The organism is Pseudoalteromonas sp. 2CM39R (assembly GCF_023161845.1).
In genome coordinates, this window is the sequence record NZ_JALNTM010000007.1 from 126,942 (window position 1) to 142,285 (window position 15,344).

Below are 15,344 nucleotides of genomic sequence, written 5' to 3' on the forward strand. Positions count from 1 at the left end.
GCGTCGTTTAATTATTTTTGATTATGGTAATCAACTTCACGCAGTGCGTCTATTTATGTTTGGTGAATAAGCGTTTCAAGCTCGCGGTGTAATAATGTTTCATCAGCAAGGTTTAGCTCAACTAAACGCTTTAAATGCGTGATACTGTCTATATCAATACTATGGCATTTAAGACCAATATGGTTTTCTTCTATGTGACGAATAACCACCGGCATTTTTATTTCAATATCGCTTTGTGGCAAAGTAAAACGTAGTACTGCTTCGTCATTTTTGTTCCCAGTAAATGTATCGCTTTTAGTAATAAGCGCACCATGTAAAGAGATATCTAATAGAGTGCATTCATACTGGCTGCTAGCCATAACTAATTGCGCTGCAGTAGAGAACATAATACGAGAAAATTGCCGACGGTTTTGCATAATAATCTTATAAAGCTGTTATTTATAATAAGCATAGCTGGTAATGCCCAACACGCCAATTTGCTTAAAGATAAAAATAGCTCGCATAAAAAAGCCCCGCATTAAATGCAGGGCTTTTAACTTATTCACTGTGGCTGTTAGCCAATTTTTTTATACTTTATGCGCTTAGGCTGTGCAGCTTCTGCGCCAAGAGTCTTTTTAAGCCACTCTTCGTATTCAGTGTAGTTACCATCAAAGAAGTTAATTTGGCCTTCGTCGCGGTAATCTAAAATGTGTGTAGCAATACGGTCAAGGAACCAACGGTCATGCGAGATACACATTACACAACCTGGGAATTCTAAAATAGCATTCTCAAGAGCACGTAATGTTTCAACGTCCAAGTCATTAGTTGGCTCATCCAGAAGCACCACGTTGCCGCCTGCTTTTAACAGCTTAGCTAGGTGTAAACGGTTGCGCTCACCGCCAGATAAGTCTTTAACAAACTTTTGCTGATCGTTACCTTTAAAGTTAAAACGGCTAACGTAAGCACGGCTTGGGAACTCAAAGTTACCAATTTTTAGTACATCTTGGCCGTCAGAGATTTCTTGGAATACCGTTTTACTTTCGTCCATGTTGCCACGGAACTGATCAACAGTTGCCAGTTCTACTGTTTCACCAATGCTAATATTGCCGCTATCTGGCTGCTCTTCACCGCTTAACATTTTGAATAGCGTTGATTTACCTGCACCATTGGCACCAATAATACCCACAATAGCGCCCTTAGGCATGCTAAAGCTTAAATCATCAATTAAAACGCGGTCGCCAAAGCTTTTACGTAAGTTGTTTACTTCTAATACTTGGTCACCTAAACGTGGGCCAGGTGGAATAAACAATTCGTTGGTTTCGTTACGTTTTTGGTAATCAGACTGTTGTAGCTCGCTAAACTGCGCCATACGTGCTTTTGACTTAGCTTGACGACCTTTAGGGTTTGAACGCACCCACTCAAGTTCTTGTGCAATTGATTTTTGACGTGCTTTTTCAGATTTTTGCTCTTGTTGTAAGCGGGCATCTTTTTGCTCAAGCCAAGACGAGTAGTTACCTTCCCACGGAATACCTTCACCACGGTCAAGCTCTAAAATCCAACCTGCTACATTATCAAGGAAGTAACGGTCATGCGTTACTGCCACAACAGTGCCTTCGTAGTCATGTAAGAAGCGCTCTAACCAGGCAACCGACTCAGCATCTAAGTGGTTAGTTGGTTCATCGAGAATCAGCATGTCTGGTTTTTCAAGTAACAAACGACAAATAGCAACACGACGGCGCTCGCCACCCGATAGGTGCTCAATTTTAGCATCCCACTCAGGTAAACGAAGTGCATCGGCAGCACGCTCTAATACGTTATCGATATTATGACCATCGTGGGCTTGAATAACCGCTTCTAATTCACCTTGCTCTTTAGCCAGTGCGTCAAAGTCAGCACCTTCCATTGCGTATTCGTTATACACTTCGTCAAGGCGGTTAAGGGCATGTTTTACTTCACCTACAGCTTCTTCAACAATTTCACGAACTGTTTTGCTTTCGTCCAAAACAGGCTCTTGCGGTAAGTAACCAATTTTAGTGCCTGGTTGAGGGCGAGCTTCACCTTCAAACTCTTCATCAACACCCGCCATAATGCGAAGTAGTGATGATTTACCAGAACCATTTAAACCTAGCACACCAATTTTTGCGCCTGGGAAAAAATGCAACGAAATATCTTTTAAGATAGTGCGTTTTGGTGGCACAACCTTAGATACTCGACTCATCGAGAATATAAACTTATCAGGTAAAACCATGGAAGAAGCCTTCAAATAATAATAAAAATTTCAATGCTGTATTGTAGTGGCTCACAGGTGAAACAGTCAACGAATGGCACTGTTTTAAAGTACATATTCAATTTATATAAGCTGCGTGAATAAATTTCATTTAGACATCTATACATCTAGAGGTTGATATTTTTGGCATTCTGTTCATAATGAGAGCGTATTAACTCTCGGTTTTTATGAGCAGGAGCTTTAAGAATGCCAATTACAGTAGAAGACGAATTGCCAGCTATTGCACGTTTACGTCATGAAAACGTGTTTGTAATGCCAAAAACGCGTGCAAAAACCCAAGAAATACGCCCTATGCGTTTGGCTATTCTTAATCTTATGCCTAATAAAGTAGAAACCGAGGTACAGTTTATTCGCTTGTTGGCTAACTCTCCGCTGCAAGTAAATGTTGAGCTATTGCGCCTAGACACGCACCGCAGTAGTAGCAACTCAGAGCAACACTTAGATACTTTTTATCGTTATTTCTCAGAAGTAAAAAACAACAACTACGATGCACTGTTAATTACCGGTGCACCGCTCGCACATTTAGAGTATGAAGAAGTAGCGTATTGGGAAGAGCTCAAAGTAATTATTGATTGGGCCGAGCAACATGTAACTTCTACCTTGTTTTCGTGCTGGGCTGCCCACGCGGCCTTATACCACCGTTATAATTTAAAGCGCAATTTAAAAGACAATAAACTCTGTGGGGTGTTTACCCACCAATGCTACTTTGCCCATGGTGCACTTACCCGCGGCTTTGACGATACCTTTTTAGTACCCCACTCACGCTATGGCCACATAGATATTAATAAAATAAACGCCTGTGAAGAGCTGGTGGTATTAGCAGGCTCTGAACGAGTAGGGGCGTATTTACTTAAAAATAAATCGGGCAGCCAAGTGTTTATTACCGGCCACCCCGAATATGATGCCGACAGTTTAAAAGCCGAATATGAGCGCGATTTACAAAAAAGTCCCGATGCGCCAAAGCCCGAAAACTATTTTCCTGATGACGATGTCAGCAAACAACCGTCTAAAACATGGCAAAGCCACGCGTTTTTACTGTTTTCAAACTGGTTAAATTATTACGTTTACCAAACCACACCCTATGATATTAACTTAGTTAGCCAAGACGTAAGGACTAACAACTATGCCGAATAATTCTCAAAACAATAAGCATCAAGAGCTGAGTGCTGCGCTCAAACAGCGCATTTTAATTTTAGATGGTGCAATGGGAACCATGATCCAAGCGCATAAGCTTGAAGAGCAAGACTACCGTGGTGAACGTTTTAAAGATTGGCACGTGCTTATTAAAGGTAATAACGATTTATTAAGCCTAACCAAGCCTGAAATTATTACTGATATACACCGCAGTTTTTTAGCCGCCGGTGCCGATATTATCGAAACTAACACCTTTAACTCGACCACTATTTCGATGGAAGATTACGACATGGCGAGCATAAGCCGTGAAGTTAATTTAGAGTCAGCTAAGTTAGCCCGTACTGTATGTGATGAATTTAGCGCTAAAACCCCAGAAAAACCGCGCTATGTAGCGGGTGTGTTAGGGCCAACATCTAAAACCTGTTCGTTATCGCCGGATGTAAACGACCCGGGCTATCGTAATATCACCTTTGATAAGTTAGTGACTGCGTATGTAGAGTCTACTCTTGCATTAATGGAAGGCGGCGCTGATTTAATACTTATCGAAACCATATTTGACACGCTTAATGCAAAAGCCGCCTCATTCGCGGTAGAAGAGGCGTTTGAACAAGCAGGGCGTACATTACCAGTGATGATATCAGGCACTATTACCGACGCCTCAGGCCGCACGCTTTCAGGGCAAACCACCGAAGCATTTTATAACTCTATTCGCCATATTAAGCCGCTTTCAATTGGCTTAAATTGCGCTCTTGGGCCAGATTTACTGCGCCAATACGTTGAAGAGCTATCGCGCGTGTGCGAAACCTTTGTCTCTGTTCACCCTAATGCGGGCTTACCTAATGAGTTTGGAGAATACGATTTAGAAGCAGACGACATGGCAAAAGAGATCATAGATTGGGGTAAATCGGGCTTTATTAATATTGTTGGCGGTTGCTGCGGCACTACGCCTGCGCACATTCGTGCCTTTGCCAAAGGGCTTGAAGGCGCAGCACCACGAAAATTACCAGAGCTTGAAGTGCGTATGCGTTTATCAGGCCTAGAAGCCTGTAACTTAAATTAAGGAGCCGCCAATGACCCAACAAATTGCAGTATTTACCAATGTCGGCGAGCGTACTAACGTAACTGGCTCGGCCATGTTTAAACGTTTGATCATGGAAGAAGACTACGAAACAGCCCTTAATGTAGCTCGCGAACAAGTAGAAAATGGCGCACAGGTTATTGATATCAACATGGACGAAGCCATGCTGGACTCAAAAGCCGCCATGGTTAAGTTTTTAAACTTAATTGCCTCAGAGCCTGATATTTCTAAAGTACCTATAATGGTCGACTCCTCAAAGTGGGAAGTTATAGAAGCAGGCTTAAAGTGTATTCAAGGCAAGGCCATTGTTAACTCCATTTCACTTAAAGAGGGTGAAGAGCCGTTTATTCGCCAAGCTAAAATTATAAAACGCTTTGGCGCCGCCGCTGTTGTAATGGCGTTTGATACCGAAGGTCAAGCCGATACTGCCGATCGTAAGTTTGAAATTTGTGAGCGCAGCTACCGTATTTTGGTCGACGAAATTGGCTTTCCGCCAGAAGACATTATATTCGACCCCAACATATTTGCCGTTGCCACCGGCATAGAAGAGCACGACAACTACGCCGTAGAATTTATTGAAGGCACCCGCCGTATTAAGCAAAATTTACCCCATTGTAAAGTGTCAGGTGGGGTGTCAAACGTATCGTTTTCGTTTAGAGGTAATAACCCGGTACGCGAAGCGATTCACTCGGTATTTTTATATCATGCGATAAAAGCGGGTATGGATATGGGCATAGTAAACGCAGGGCAGCTTGCGGTTTACGACGACATCCCCGAGGAACTTCGCAAAGCCGTAGAAGATGTAATTCTTAATACCGATCCAGGTGCAGGTGAGCGCCTTGTTGAACTTGCGCCTAAATATTCAGGCATGGCACAAGCTGAACGCGTAGAAGATTTAGAGTGGCGAACATGGCCTGTTGAAAAACGCCTAGAACACGCTCTAGTTAAAGGCATTACCACTTTTATAGATGAAGACACAGAAGAATGCCGTGCTGGCGCTGATAAACCTATTCACGTGATTGAAGGGCCATTAATGGATGGCATGAACGTGGTTGGGGATTTATTTGGCGCGGGTAAAATGTTTTTACCCCAAGTGGTTAAGTCGGCCCGTGTAATGAAACGCGCGGTCGCCTACCTTGACCCATTCATTGAAGCCGAAAAAGAGGAAGGCGCGACCAACGGTAAAATTGTTATGGCTACCGTAAAAGGTGACGTGCACGATATAGGTAAAAACATTGTAGGCGTAGTACTGCAATGTAATAACTACGAAGTAATCGACTTAGGCGTAATGGTACCTACCGAAAAAATACTGCAAACAGCAATTGACGAAAAAGCCGATATTATAGGCCTTTCGGGCTTAATTACCCCATCACTTGATGAAATGGTACATGTTGCCAAAGAAATGAAACGTCGTGGCTTTGAGCTACCACTCATGATTGGTGGGGCAACCACCTCAAAAGCGCATACTGCAGTTAAAATAGAGCCGCAGTACGACAAAGGCGTGGTGTATGTAAATAACGCCAGCCGCGCCGTGGGTGTGGTGTCTAATTTATTATCAAAAGAGTATAAAGCAGAATTTTTAGCTAAAACCACCGCCGAGTACGACAAAGTACGCGAACAACAAGCACGCAAAAAGCCGCGCTCAAAACCGGTTACCATACAGCGCGCCCGCGATAATGCAGCAAAGCTCGATTGGGATAACTACACGCCACCCGTGCCGAAAAAGCTGGGCGTGACCGAGTTTAAAAATGTATCAATCGCGACTTTACGCAAATACATAGACTGGACGCCGTACTTTATGACCTGGTCAATCGCCGGTAAGTATCCGCGCATAATGGAGGATGAAGTAGTGGGTGAACAAGCACAGAGCTTGTTTAAAGACGCCAACGATATGCTCGACGACCTTGAAAAATCAGGAACTTTGCAACCACTAGGTGTAATTGGTTTATTCCCTGCAAACCGCGTGGGCGATGACATAGAAATTTACACCGACGAAACCCGCAAAGAGCTATTAACTACTTCGTGCCATTTGCGCCAGCAAACCGAAAAAACCGACTTTGCTAATTACTGTTTAGCCGATTACATTGCGCCAAAAGGTACGCCAGATTACTTTGGTGCGTTTGCGGTAACAGGTGGCTTAGAAGAAGACGATCTTGCTGACGCGTTCGATGCCAAGCAAGACGACTACAATAAAATAATGGTAAAAGCGGTTGCCGACAGGCTTGCTGAGGCCTTTGCCGAATACCTGCACGAGCAAGTGCGTAAAGAGTATTGGGGATATGCACCCGATGAAAACCTGCCTAACGATGAGCTAATTCGCGAAAACTACCAAGGTATTCGCCCAGCACCGGGTTACCCAGCGTGCCCAGAGCACACCGAGAAAAAGAAAATTTGGCAGTTGCTCGATACCGAAGAACGTATTGGTATGCAGCTCACCAGCTCGTACGCCATGTGGCCAGGGGCTGCTGTTTCAGGTTGGTATTTCTCACATCCACAAGCGAAATACTACGCGGTAGCGGCAGTACAAAAGGATCAGGTAGAAGACTACGCTAAGCGAACAAATATGACGCTCGCAGAAGCCGAAAGGTGGTTATCGCCTAACTTGGGGTATGATCCAGAATAAAAGAGCAGCAGTAAAAAGTTGAAGCGGTCAGTTTTTAGCTGTCAGCAATCAGTAAAAGAAAAACGAGCCAAATTAGGCTCGTTTTTTGTATGAGACTATTTATTTCATGGCTATAGATGAAATAAATAGGCCACCTGTACCTATCGTCAGTAAATAAATGCGTTTTAATCTGTAAAAGTTTGTCAGCTCTACTCAATAGAAGTTATTACAGTTATTGTTACTTGTTAATGTTTTGGTCTGAAATAGGAGGCATATCGTTTATACATTTATCTTAACATTGTTTTTATACGTGGATGTAAAATAATTATAATACCTTTAGGTTATTATAATTTTATATTTAAGAGGTTAGACTCAAGATAAGTCTTTGTTCGCTATAAAAACAATAAAAAAGGATTGAATGATGTCGTTGGAAAGGACTATTAAGTTTATGCGAGACCTATACTCACTTGTTGATATGAGTCCATTGACGTGACTTATATATTTACAAAAACTGAGCGCAACAATTTAAAAGCATCGGTCTTTGAGACAAAGTCACTTTTATATTTGGCTGCAAATACAAAAAAGTACGCGGATATTACCGTACTGACCGTTGATTGTTTTAATGATGTTGCAGGTATGTGTGATAAAGAGAATCTATGGGACGTCCAATCGAAAGGTGAAAAGAATTTAACCCCTCTTAAAATTGGTACCTATTTAATAACTCTATACGAAAATTATACTTCTAAATTTAGTCCCTTCTTCCAAGAGTTTGTGTTTTTCATGCCAAGGCTGCATGAGCGTTACCTTGAGAATACATCTTTAAAAAATTACGGAATCAGTAATTTCAAAGAAAATCAACGAATTAAAGTACTTGAAGGACTAAGGTCTAAGGCAAACTTAGATGGAAATGTAGAGCTAAATAACTTTCTAGAAAAAGTACTATTTGTTGAAGATAGATCTAAAGAAAGTACTTACATAAAAGGTATTATGAAGTTTAAATCTTCTAATATAAAGGGGGATGATTTTTACACCGCAATATTCAAGGAAATTAGGGATAAGCAAACCGCTCTCAAAAATTCTGATATCGAAAATATTGAAATTAAAAGACCCAACGAGGTATTAGGGCTAAAAAGACACCTAACAAGCCAAGATCTTCAAGTATTCGTTTTAAATAGGCTAGTTGGTGGGGATGTATTTTCAACTAGAAAAAGTCTTCCTAGTAGCTATGCTGTGTTTACAAGATATATTGATGAGGATGATATAGAAGACCACGTTTTTGAAAGAAATGCAGAGCTTAGTCGAGCATTTTTTGATAAGAATAACCAAAAGTATTTTTGGCGATTATTCGCTGCTATTTTTGATTCTTTATCTAAAGAGCGCTCAAAAAAAGTCTTAGATGTAATCGGAGAGATTGATACCAGCTTAATACAAAAAACAGAGCATATGAGTGTTGATTCAATCAAATTTCTTGTTGCAATAATAAAGGATGGTCTAATCAGTGAAAATTAAGAAATTTGCTTTTGGTAGTGATTCGGTTTCTTTTATTGAGAGTCGTTTTGGCGAACATTTAAACATTATTTTTAGTAACGATAACAACAAAGGGAAAACCTTAGTGTTACAGGGAATTATGTATGCACTAGGAAATGAGCCAATTTTTCCAGCAGGGTTTGATAATTCAACTTATTACTTTTTCCTTGAATTTGAATTAGATAATAATACCTTTAAAATTCTCAGAAGGAATAATACATTTACAGTTTTAGTCGATAGCCAATTAAATATTCTCGAGTCTGCATCCGAGTTTAAATACTTTTTTGATAAAAATATTTTTAAACTGCCAGAAATTGTACATCGAGGATTACCCAAAATAGTTGACTTAAGCCTTTTCCTGCAAATTTTCTTTGTTGGACAAGATAAACGAGATACATCAAATATTTTTAATAGCGGATATTATAATAAATCTGACTTTATTGAGATGTTATATGCACTTAATGGCATTGCTGGAACTGAACTATCTAGTGACGAAATAAAAAAATTTAAAGGTGATTTAAAGCAGCTTAGAATTAAAGAAGCAAAACTATCAAAAGAAATTGATCGTTTTAATATTAATAAGGCTGTTCTTGAGAATGTTAAGTCTTCTGAAAGTTTCAAAGCCTTTAAAGAACAAGAGTTACGCCTTAAAAAGCTAAATGAAAATGTAGTTAAGCTTCGTAAACAAAGGTATTCCGAAAATACTAGGCTGAACAACCATAAAAATTTAGAGGCAGAGCTAAACTCTTTGAATCTAGCTATTAGTCTTGGGAAAGTACATTGTGATGAGTGTGGTAGTGAAAATATTACTTACAAATCAAAGAATGTTAATTTTGATATCAGTAATAAAGAAGTTCGACGGTCAATTCTTCTTTCATTAGAAAATAATATTATAATGAAAAAAGAAGCTGTCTCGCGAATCGATTATGAAATATCAGTTATTCAGAAAGAATTGAATAACGAACTTACTCAAGTATCACCAGAGCTAAGAGATTTAATATTATTTCAAGATGAGCTTAAAGATACAGGTGGATTGGATCAAGAGCGCTCAGATACACTGAAAGAGATTAGTTTGTTAACTCAGAAAATACAAGATTCTAGTACAAAGCAAGAAGGTTTCTCTAAGCAGCAGAAAGAATTAGTAGATAAGATCGTTAAAATTATGAACGAAATCTATTCTGTAATAGATGAAACCGGAGTTCAAACATTTACAAGTTTATTTACTAAGCGTTCAGTGAATTATTCTGGAAGCGAAGAGCAAGAATTTTATTTCTCAAAAATCTATGCGTTATATGTTGTTTTCAAACATAAATTTCCAATTATTATAGATTCATTTAGAGATCGAGAACTATCGAGCTTTAAAGAGTTAAAAATGATTGAAATATTTGAGAACTTAGATAAGCAAGTGATTGTTACATCAACTTTGAAAAAAGAAGAGTATATTGTTGAAAAATATGAGACTTATGGTGCAGTTACAGCTCTTGATTACAGTTCACACACTGATAGTAAAATATTAACAAGTACGCATAATAATGAGTTTTTGAATATCTGCAAAGAGTTTGGTGTCACGAGCTTATAACAGAGAAAAGGTGCAAATCTAACTTTAATACATTAATCAACATTACTAAAGTTTACTTTAGATAAAAAACCTATAGCTCTATGGGTCGATACTGACAGCTAAAGCCTTAAAGTAGAAAAGATAATGTTTTTTCTTAGGATTTATCTAGAACATCGCTTCAGTATTTCGGTTGCCCTCTTGATACAATAAAAACAAGGCTATTTTATGAAAACAATCGGTATGTTGGGTGGTATGAGTTGGGAGTCAACAGCCAGCTATTACAAAGCTTTAAACGAAGGCGTTAAAAACTCGTTGGGTGGGCTACATAGTGCCAAAATTTGTATGGTGAGTGTTGATTTTGCTGAAATTGAAGCAATGCAGCACCAGGGCGATTGGCAACAAACAGCCAATATTCTCACCGAGGCGGCTAAATCTGTAGAGGCTGGTGGTGCCGACTTTTTACTTATTTGTACCAACACGATGCATAAAGTGGCCGATGAAATTGCCAATAATATTACCATTCCTATTTTGCACATCGCCGATGCCACCGCCGAGCAACTAAAGCACGATAACATTACGCGAGTAGGATTGTTGGGAACGCAATTTACAATGGAGCAAAACTTTTACAAAGAGCGTTTAACCAATAAGCATAACATTGAGGTATTAATACCTGAGCCTAATGAGCGAAAGCGTGTGCACGAGGTTATTTATTCGCAGTTATGCCAAGGGATTATTGATGACGATTCGCGAGCCGATTATGTGCGTATTATAGAGCGCTTATTTGAGCAAGGCGCACAGGCCATTATTTTAGGCTGTACTGAAATCGCCTTGTTGGTAAAGCCACAACATACACAGGTTCCACTTTACGATACCACCAAAATACATGCCGAAGCAGCAGTAAAACTAGCGCTGGCAAAATAGTTAAGCTTGAGATAACAAAAAAACCGCCAATTGGCGGTTTTTTATTAGCAAGTAAAGCTGTTAACACGCTTTATATTAATGACCTTTCTCAAAGTCATTTACTTCGCGCTCGGCTTCATCTTTGGATTTACCGTATTTTTGCTGAATTTTACCAACAAGCTCTGTACGGCTACCTTCAATTTTATCTAAATCATCGTTGGTAAGATCGCCCCATTTTTGCTGCGCTTTACCTTTAAGTTCTTTCCAGTTTCCTTCGATACGATCGCTATTCATAGTTAGCTCCTTATTAAAAGTGATGATTTTTCATTTTAAAAGCGTTACTAATAAAATGATTTTTAACGTTCACTTATAAGGGTGCAAAGCCTATACCAGAAAGTGAAATGTTTGATTTCATTTATATATCAACTGGTTATGGTTTTTTGATACATAAGGTTTTTTAGCTGGTGGCGAGTTTTATAAAAATTCTGCAGGATGGCTTGTAATTATTTCAGGGACTGTTACTTCAGGGCTGTTACTTCAAGGGGGATTATTGCAAGTACACTGTGCTGGTTTTTTATAAGTACAATAAAAAAGCGAGCTATTAAAGCTCGCTTTGCTGTTTAATAAAGGAATTAATGTCTAAAGCTTGGCATTAGCGCAGGAATGCCTGGTAGCATACCTACCATTGCCATTACACCGGTTAATAATACAAACATTATAAGTGGGATGACCCAGCGACTCATTCGCGATAAATCAGCACTTCTTTCTTTACAGCCAATAAGGCCCAAGTTATCAAGTAGCATAGTTAGTGACCAACCAAATGCAGGGTTTACTAGGCTTGATGCAAACACCACAATGGCGGCTGATTGGGTGGTTTTACCTTCACGGGTCATTTCCATACCCGCTTCAAGTAGTGGAATAAACACCCCTACAATTAATGCAACACACAATACTGGCTGCCAAATAGCTAAGTCCATTGGATAGCCCCAAACACCCGCGATAATACAAAATAACGCAGTTAAAATTGCGCCTGCAGGAATAGGGCGTTTTGCAATAGCAGCAGGAACAATGTAAGTGCCCCAAGATGACGCAAAGTTAGCACCGCCTAATAGCGAGCCAAAGGTTTGTCTTGTTGATGCGCTAAGCATGGTATCGTCAATATTCATTTGTACTTTTTCAGTACGCTCTGGGTAACTAATTTTTTGAAATACTTGATGGCCTAAAAAGTCAGGTGACCACATAGCAACCGCTAAAACTGCAAAAGGAAGAACAACTACAAAGCTTTCTGCTGTTGGTAAGCCAAGCATCCAACCAGTGTTTTCACCCCACCAGTACATAGGGTTCATATTTGGTAAGCCCGGTGCCGTATGAAACTCAAACGGTGCGCCCAATGCAAAAGCAGTAAAACCACCAATTAAACAGCTCAGTGGCACGGCTAACCAGCGTTTTTTGTAATGCTCCAGTAAAGCATAAAGTAAAATTGTGGCTAAGATTACAATAAAGGCAATATGGGTCATTTGAATTTCTTCAGCCCATGCAAACAGCTTTTTAACCTGAGAAATGGTACCCACAAAGCCTAAATAGAGGAGTAGGCCACCACACACCCCTTTACTGGTGAGCTTGGCCATGAGACTGCCGCCTTTACTAAATGCTAATATCAATCCAAAGGCTCCTATGAGCAAACCAAAGGCCATAGGGTGTCCGCCTGCGGCAACCACAATAGGAATTAATGGAATGAGTGGGCCATGAGTACCCGCTAAGTTAGCGGTCGGTAAAATAAAGCCAGAAAATAGTAAAATAAATAACGAAACAATTAAAAGTTCGTAGCGTACGTTTTCAAGTACAAAGCCATCACTTAACCCCAAAGGGCCTGCAAACGTGGCAGCAATGGCTGCAACCATCACAACTTTACCTATAGTAGCGGCCATTGCTGGAATGGTGTCTTCAAATTCAAAGCGATAATCTCTAAACGGTAAATTTGGACGCCAGCGTTTTGGCTGCATAATTTGCAGTTCGTGCTCTAGATAAGCGTCGCGGCTTTCAAACTCAGAGCTGGGTTTATGAAGATTTTCATAGCTATCGGACGCGGTTTGAGTATCCGCTCCTGGTATAGCATCAGATGAATTATCATCTAGCGGCTTGGTGGTCATGACTTCTCCTGCAACTTAGTTGCTAACTCAAAATAAAAATACAGCTTTTACAAAGCAAATGAACGTTGAGTGCGCAGGGTAAAACAGCTTGCTACATATTGTAATTAGGCAAAAGGTCGTGCATAGCCCAGTTTAACGCTTTGTAAATGTTAACAAAAATAGCAAAGGGATGTGTTGTAACTGGCTTGTTAAATTTAAAAGGTCTTTAAATTCAGTGGTTTATTGTTTTGTTTTTACAGTGTGATCTTGTCATGCAGAATAGCGAAAAGGTCATAAAATCAGCAGATTCAGCAGCAATCATTCTTTAGTCTAATAAAGGTGACGTTAGCCGCTATTTGCTTATTATAAATACAATTAGCCGCAAAGTTGCACAAAAGCTAATAATACTAAGTTTTAGCGGAACAACTATTTTTGGACTCAAGATAGGGTTTTAAAAGGTAATAATAGGAGTAAAGTAAAAATATAGCGCAAAGTGACTAAACAAGAAAATGCCTTTATGTAACGTATTTATAAAGGCATTTCTGGGTAAGCTTGTTTGTTTTCACCGCCAGTTAAGCGCTGTAACAACCGACGCTGGCTTGAGAGTAATTGCCCTGAGCGTTCATTCATTATTTTGCAGGTTTTAGTTTTTAGCTCAAGCTGATGCAATAGCTTAGTAGTAAGGGTGTTTATATCAACAGGTAGAAGCGCGGTTAATTGTGCTAAACCTTCTTTGCCACCTTGTAAGCCTAAACTCACCAAAAAGCCATCGCGCTGGTTGTGCGATTCATTTAAGCTTTCTAAAAAGCCGAGCATTTTTTTATTATGTGTTTCTAGCTGCACATTACGTTGGCTTAGCAATTCGTATTGCGTTTCAAGTAATTCAATTAACGCGTCTAGCTTAGTAATGTCTTGTTGCAGACTTACAATATACTCTTTTACAGTTTTCATTTTTTATGAAGTTCAACCATAGCGTTAACGGTTTCATCAATGTTAATTTTAAATTCACCACTGGCAATTGCCGCTTTCATCATGGCTACTTTATCCATATCAACGTCTGGTTTTGCAGCTAAATCTTGAAATGTTGAGTCTATTGATTTACTTAATGCACTCACTGAGTTTGCTTGCTCTTGTTTAGTCGCTACAGGTTGTTGCTCTGGTTTTGCATCCAGTGAAGAACGCTGGTTTGTTTTTTGGCTTTGATCAACCGTAGTGGTTGTTATTGCACTTATATTCATTGTTTATTACCTAATTCGTTTATCGAATTTATATTGCTTAGTTTATATCAGCGACCAAGTACAAGCATTACTTAACTTTTATTTCGACATTTTTTAAAATGCCGCCTCTGCCACACCTTGCGCAATTACTCTGCCTTGAACAACTTTTTTTGATGATAAATTTTTTACATTAATAACCTCACCAAGCTGGCCATCTTCAAGAGCAATGGCTTTAACATTGGCCGAGAAAGTTGCGGTATTTATTTGCAGTGAAATATGCTCATTTTTATTGATTAAATACTGCTTTTCTAGGTATCGGGTGGAGACCACCGTGCCTTTATCAATCTCGCGTTTAACGGTGAGTCCAACTAGCTGGTCAATATCGGTTTCGCCTTGGTGGCGGTGCTTACCTAAATCCACGCTTTTATATTCTAAGTCTTGCTTATTAAGCACTTTACCTCGGTTTAAAGTGTGCTTGGCAGCTACTAGGTTTATCCACACACTTACTTTGGCACTGGCTCTAAAACGCCAAGCAGGCGATGGGCAAGATACAGAAATACTCACCCTGCCTGCAGGTGGCGTGTGATTTTGTGAGCGAGTGATTTGCAATTCATCACAGCTTAAATTTTCGCTGCCTTTAGGAATAAATAATTCTATATCTTGTCGCTGACTTTGCGAATTAACTGAGCGCAAATAGCTCTTAATTTCACTGTGCAAAAACTGCCGAATTTCTTTATCAAAATTAATGGGGATGGCCATAGCATGAGCTGGCAGAAGTCCAATAGTTAAAAGTAAGCGGAAAAGCCAACGCTTCCCTTGGGGAAGTTTAGCTTCCGTGTGCTGGGCTGTTTTTTGCTCTTTTTTTATGTAAGTCATTGAAAAAATATACCTTTAAAAGTTGGCATAAAGGTTGTTATACACAAGGTAGAAAGT

Annotated in this window: 13 protein-coding genes; 6 read left to right on the top strand and 7 right to left on the bottom strand. The window is 39.7% G+C overall.

Features of this window, described 5'->3' with window-relative positions; all coding sequences use genetic code 11:
- Positions 1 to 53: 53 nt before the first annotated feature.
- Together MTF66_RS16960 and ettA are read right to left on the bottom strand one after the other, a co-directional pair.
- Positions 54 to 416: a PilZ domain-containing protein gene (locus MTF66_RS16960; RefSeq protein ID WP_054202042.1), complete on the bottom strand. Its 363-nt coding sequence runs from the start codon at positions 414 to 416 to the stop codon at positions 54 to 56.
- 137 nt (positions 417 to 553) lie between these two features.
- A complete protein-coding gene (gene ettA, locus MTF66_RS16965; protein ID WP_008111928.1) occupies positions 554 to 2,227 on the bottom strand; it encodes an energy-dependent translational throttle protein EttA in 1,674 nt (557 codons plus the stop codon).
- 225 nt (positions 2,228 to 2,452) lie between these two features.
- On the opposite strand from ettA, the gene metA reads away from it, so the two are divergent.
- The 6 genes from metA (at position 2,453) to MTF66_RS16995 (ending at position 11,086) form a co-directional block, all read left to right on the top strand.
- Positions 2,453 to 3,400, top strand: coding sequence for a homoserine O-succinyltransferase (gene metA, locus MTF66_RS16970; protein ID WP_248527696.1), 948 nt, complete (start codon positions 2,453 to 2,455; stop codon positions 3,398 to 3,400).
- Positions 3,390 to 4,460 carry a homocysteine S-methyltransferase family protein gene (locus MTF66_RS16975; protein WP_138620844.1) on the top strand — a complete coding sequence of 357 codons (1,071 nt, stop codon included), beginning with the start codon at positions 3,390 to 3,392 and terminating at the stop codon, positions 4,458 to 4,460. Before metA ends, MTF66_RS16975 begins: the two co-directional genes overlap by 11 nt.
- A 10-nt stretch (positions 4,461 to 4,470) precedes the next feature.
- Positions 4,471 to 7,101, top strand: a complete 2,631-nt coding sequence (gene metH, locus MTF66_RS16980) for a methionine synthase (protein ID WP_248527697.1) — start codon at positions 4,471 to 4,473, stop codon at positions 7,099 to 7,101.
- Positions 7,102 to 7,569: 468 nt separating this feature from the next.
- Positions 7,570 to 8,589 carry a hypothetical protein gene (locus MTF66_RS16985; protein ID WP_138620848.1) on the top strand — a complete coding sequence of 340 codons (1,020 nt, stop codon included), beginning with the start codon at positions 7,570 to 7,572 and terminating at the stop codon, positions 8,587 to 8,589.
- Entirely contained in the window at positions 8,579 to 10,186 is a 1,608-nt protein-coding gene (locus MTF66_RS16990) for a hypothetical protein (RefSeq protein ID WP_138620851.1), read from the top strand. Before MTF66_RS16985 ends, MTF66_RS16990 begins: the two co-directional genes overlap by 11 nt.
- 204 nt (positions 10,187 to 10,390) lie before the next feature.
- Positions 10,391 to 11,086 (top strand): aspartate/glutamate racemase family protein, encoded by a 696-nt coding sequence (locus tag MTF66_RS16995; protein WP_138620853.1) that lies wholly within the window; start codon positions 10,391 to 10,393, stop codon positions 11,084 to 11,086.
- A 75-nt stretch (positions 11,087 to 11,161) separates the two neighbouring features.
- Here MTF66_RS16995 and MTF66_RS17000 read toward each other — a convergent pair whose 3' ends face one another.
- The 5 genes from MTF66_RS17000 to flgA form a co-directional block, all read right to left on the bottom strand.
- Positions 11,162 to 11,359, bottom strand: coding sequence for a CsbD family protein (locus tag MTF66_RS17000; RefSeq protein ID WP_008111942.1), 198 nt, complete (start codon positions 11,357 to 11,359; stop codon positions 11,162 to 11,164).
- 338 nt (positions 11,360 to 11,697) lie between these two features.
- The gene (locus MTF66_RS17005; protein WP_138620854.1) at positions 11,698 to 13,215 is read right to left on the bottom strand and encodes a DUF3360 family protein; all 1,518 of its coding nucleotides are present in this window, start codon (positions 13,213 to 13,215) and stop codon (positions 11,698 to 11,700) included.
- A gap of 507 nt (positions 13,216 to 13,722) precedes the next feature.
- Positions 13,723 to 14,145 carry a flagellar export chaperone FlgN gene (gene flgN / locus MTF66_RS17010; RefSeq protein ID WP_010391136.1) on the bottom strand — a complete coding sequence of 141 codons (423 nt, stop codon included), beginning with the start codon at positions 14,143 to 14,145 and terminating at the stop codon, positions 13,723 to 13,725.
- On the bottom strand, positions 14,142 to 14,432 hold the full coding sequence (gene flgM / locus MTF66_RS17015; protein ID WP_138620856.1) for a flagellar biosynthesis anti-sigma factor FlgM: 291 nt from the start codon (positions 14,430 to 14,432) through the stop codon (positions 14,142 to 14,144). The genes flgN and flgM overlap by 4 nt, the downstream gene beginning before the upstream one ends.
- A gap of 93 nt (positions 14,433 to 14,525) precedes the next feature.
- On the bottom strand, positions 14,526 to 15,287 hold the full coding sequence (gene flgA, locus MTF66_RS17020; protein ID WP_138620858.1) for a flagellar basal body P-ring formation chaperone FlgA: 762 nt from the start codon (positions 15,285 to 15,287) through the stop codon (positions 14,526 to 14,528).
- Positions 15,288 to 15,344 lie beyond the last annotated feature (57 nt).

Excerpts from the sequence above, each read along its gene's own strand:
- metA (WP_248527696.1), top strand. The coding sequence starts at position 2,453 with ATGCCAATTACAGTAGAAGACGAATTGCCAGCTATTGCACGTTTACGT.
- metH (WP_248527697.1), top strand. The coding sequence starts at position 4,471 with ATGACCCAACAAATTGCAGTATTTACCAATGTCGGCGAGCGTACTAAC.
- flgA (WP_138620858.1), bottom strand. The coding sequence starts at position 15,287 with ATGACTTACATAAAAAAAGAGCAAAAAACAGCCCAGCACACGGAAGCT.
- MTF66_RS16975 (WP_138620844.1), top strand. The coding sequence starts at position 3,390 with ATGCCGAATAATTCTCAAAACAATAAGCATCAAGAGCTGAGTGCTGCG.
- MTF66_RS17005 (WP_138620854.1), bottom strand. The coding sequence starts at position 13,215 with ATGACCACCAAGCCGCTAGATGATAATTCATCTGATGCTATACCAGGA.
- flgN (WP_010391136.1), bottom strand. The coding sequence starts at position 14,145 with ATGAAAACTGTAAAAGAGTATATTGTAAGTCTGCAACAAGACATTACT.
- MTF66_RS16995 (WP_138620853.1), top strand. The coding sequence starts at position 10,391 with ATGAAAACAATCGGTATGTTGGGTGGTATGAGTTGGGAGTCAACAGCC.
- MTF66_RS17000 (WP_008111942.1), bottom strand. The coding sequence starts at position 11,359 with ATGAATAGCGATCGTATCGAAGGAAACTGGAAAGAACTTAAAGGTAAA.
- MTF66_RS16960 (WP_054202042.1), bottom strand. The coding sequence starts at position 416 with ATGCAAAACCGTCGGCAATTTTCTCGTATTATGTTCTCTACTGCAGCG.
- flgM (WP_138620856.1), bottom strand. The coding sequence starts at position 14,432 with ATGAATATAAGTGCAATAACAACCACTACGGTTGATCAAAGCCAAAAA.
- ettA (WP_008111928.1), bottom strand. The coding sequence starts at position 2,227 with ATGGTTTTACCTGATAAGTTTATATTCTCGATGAGTCGAGTATCTAAG.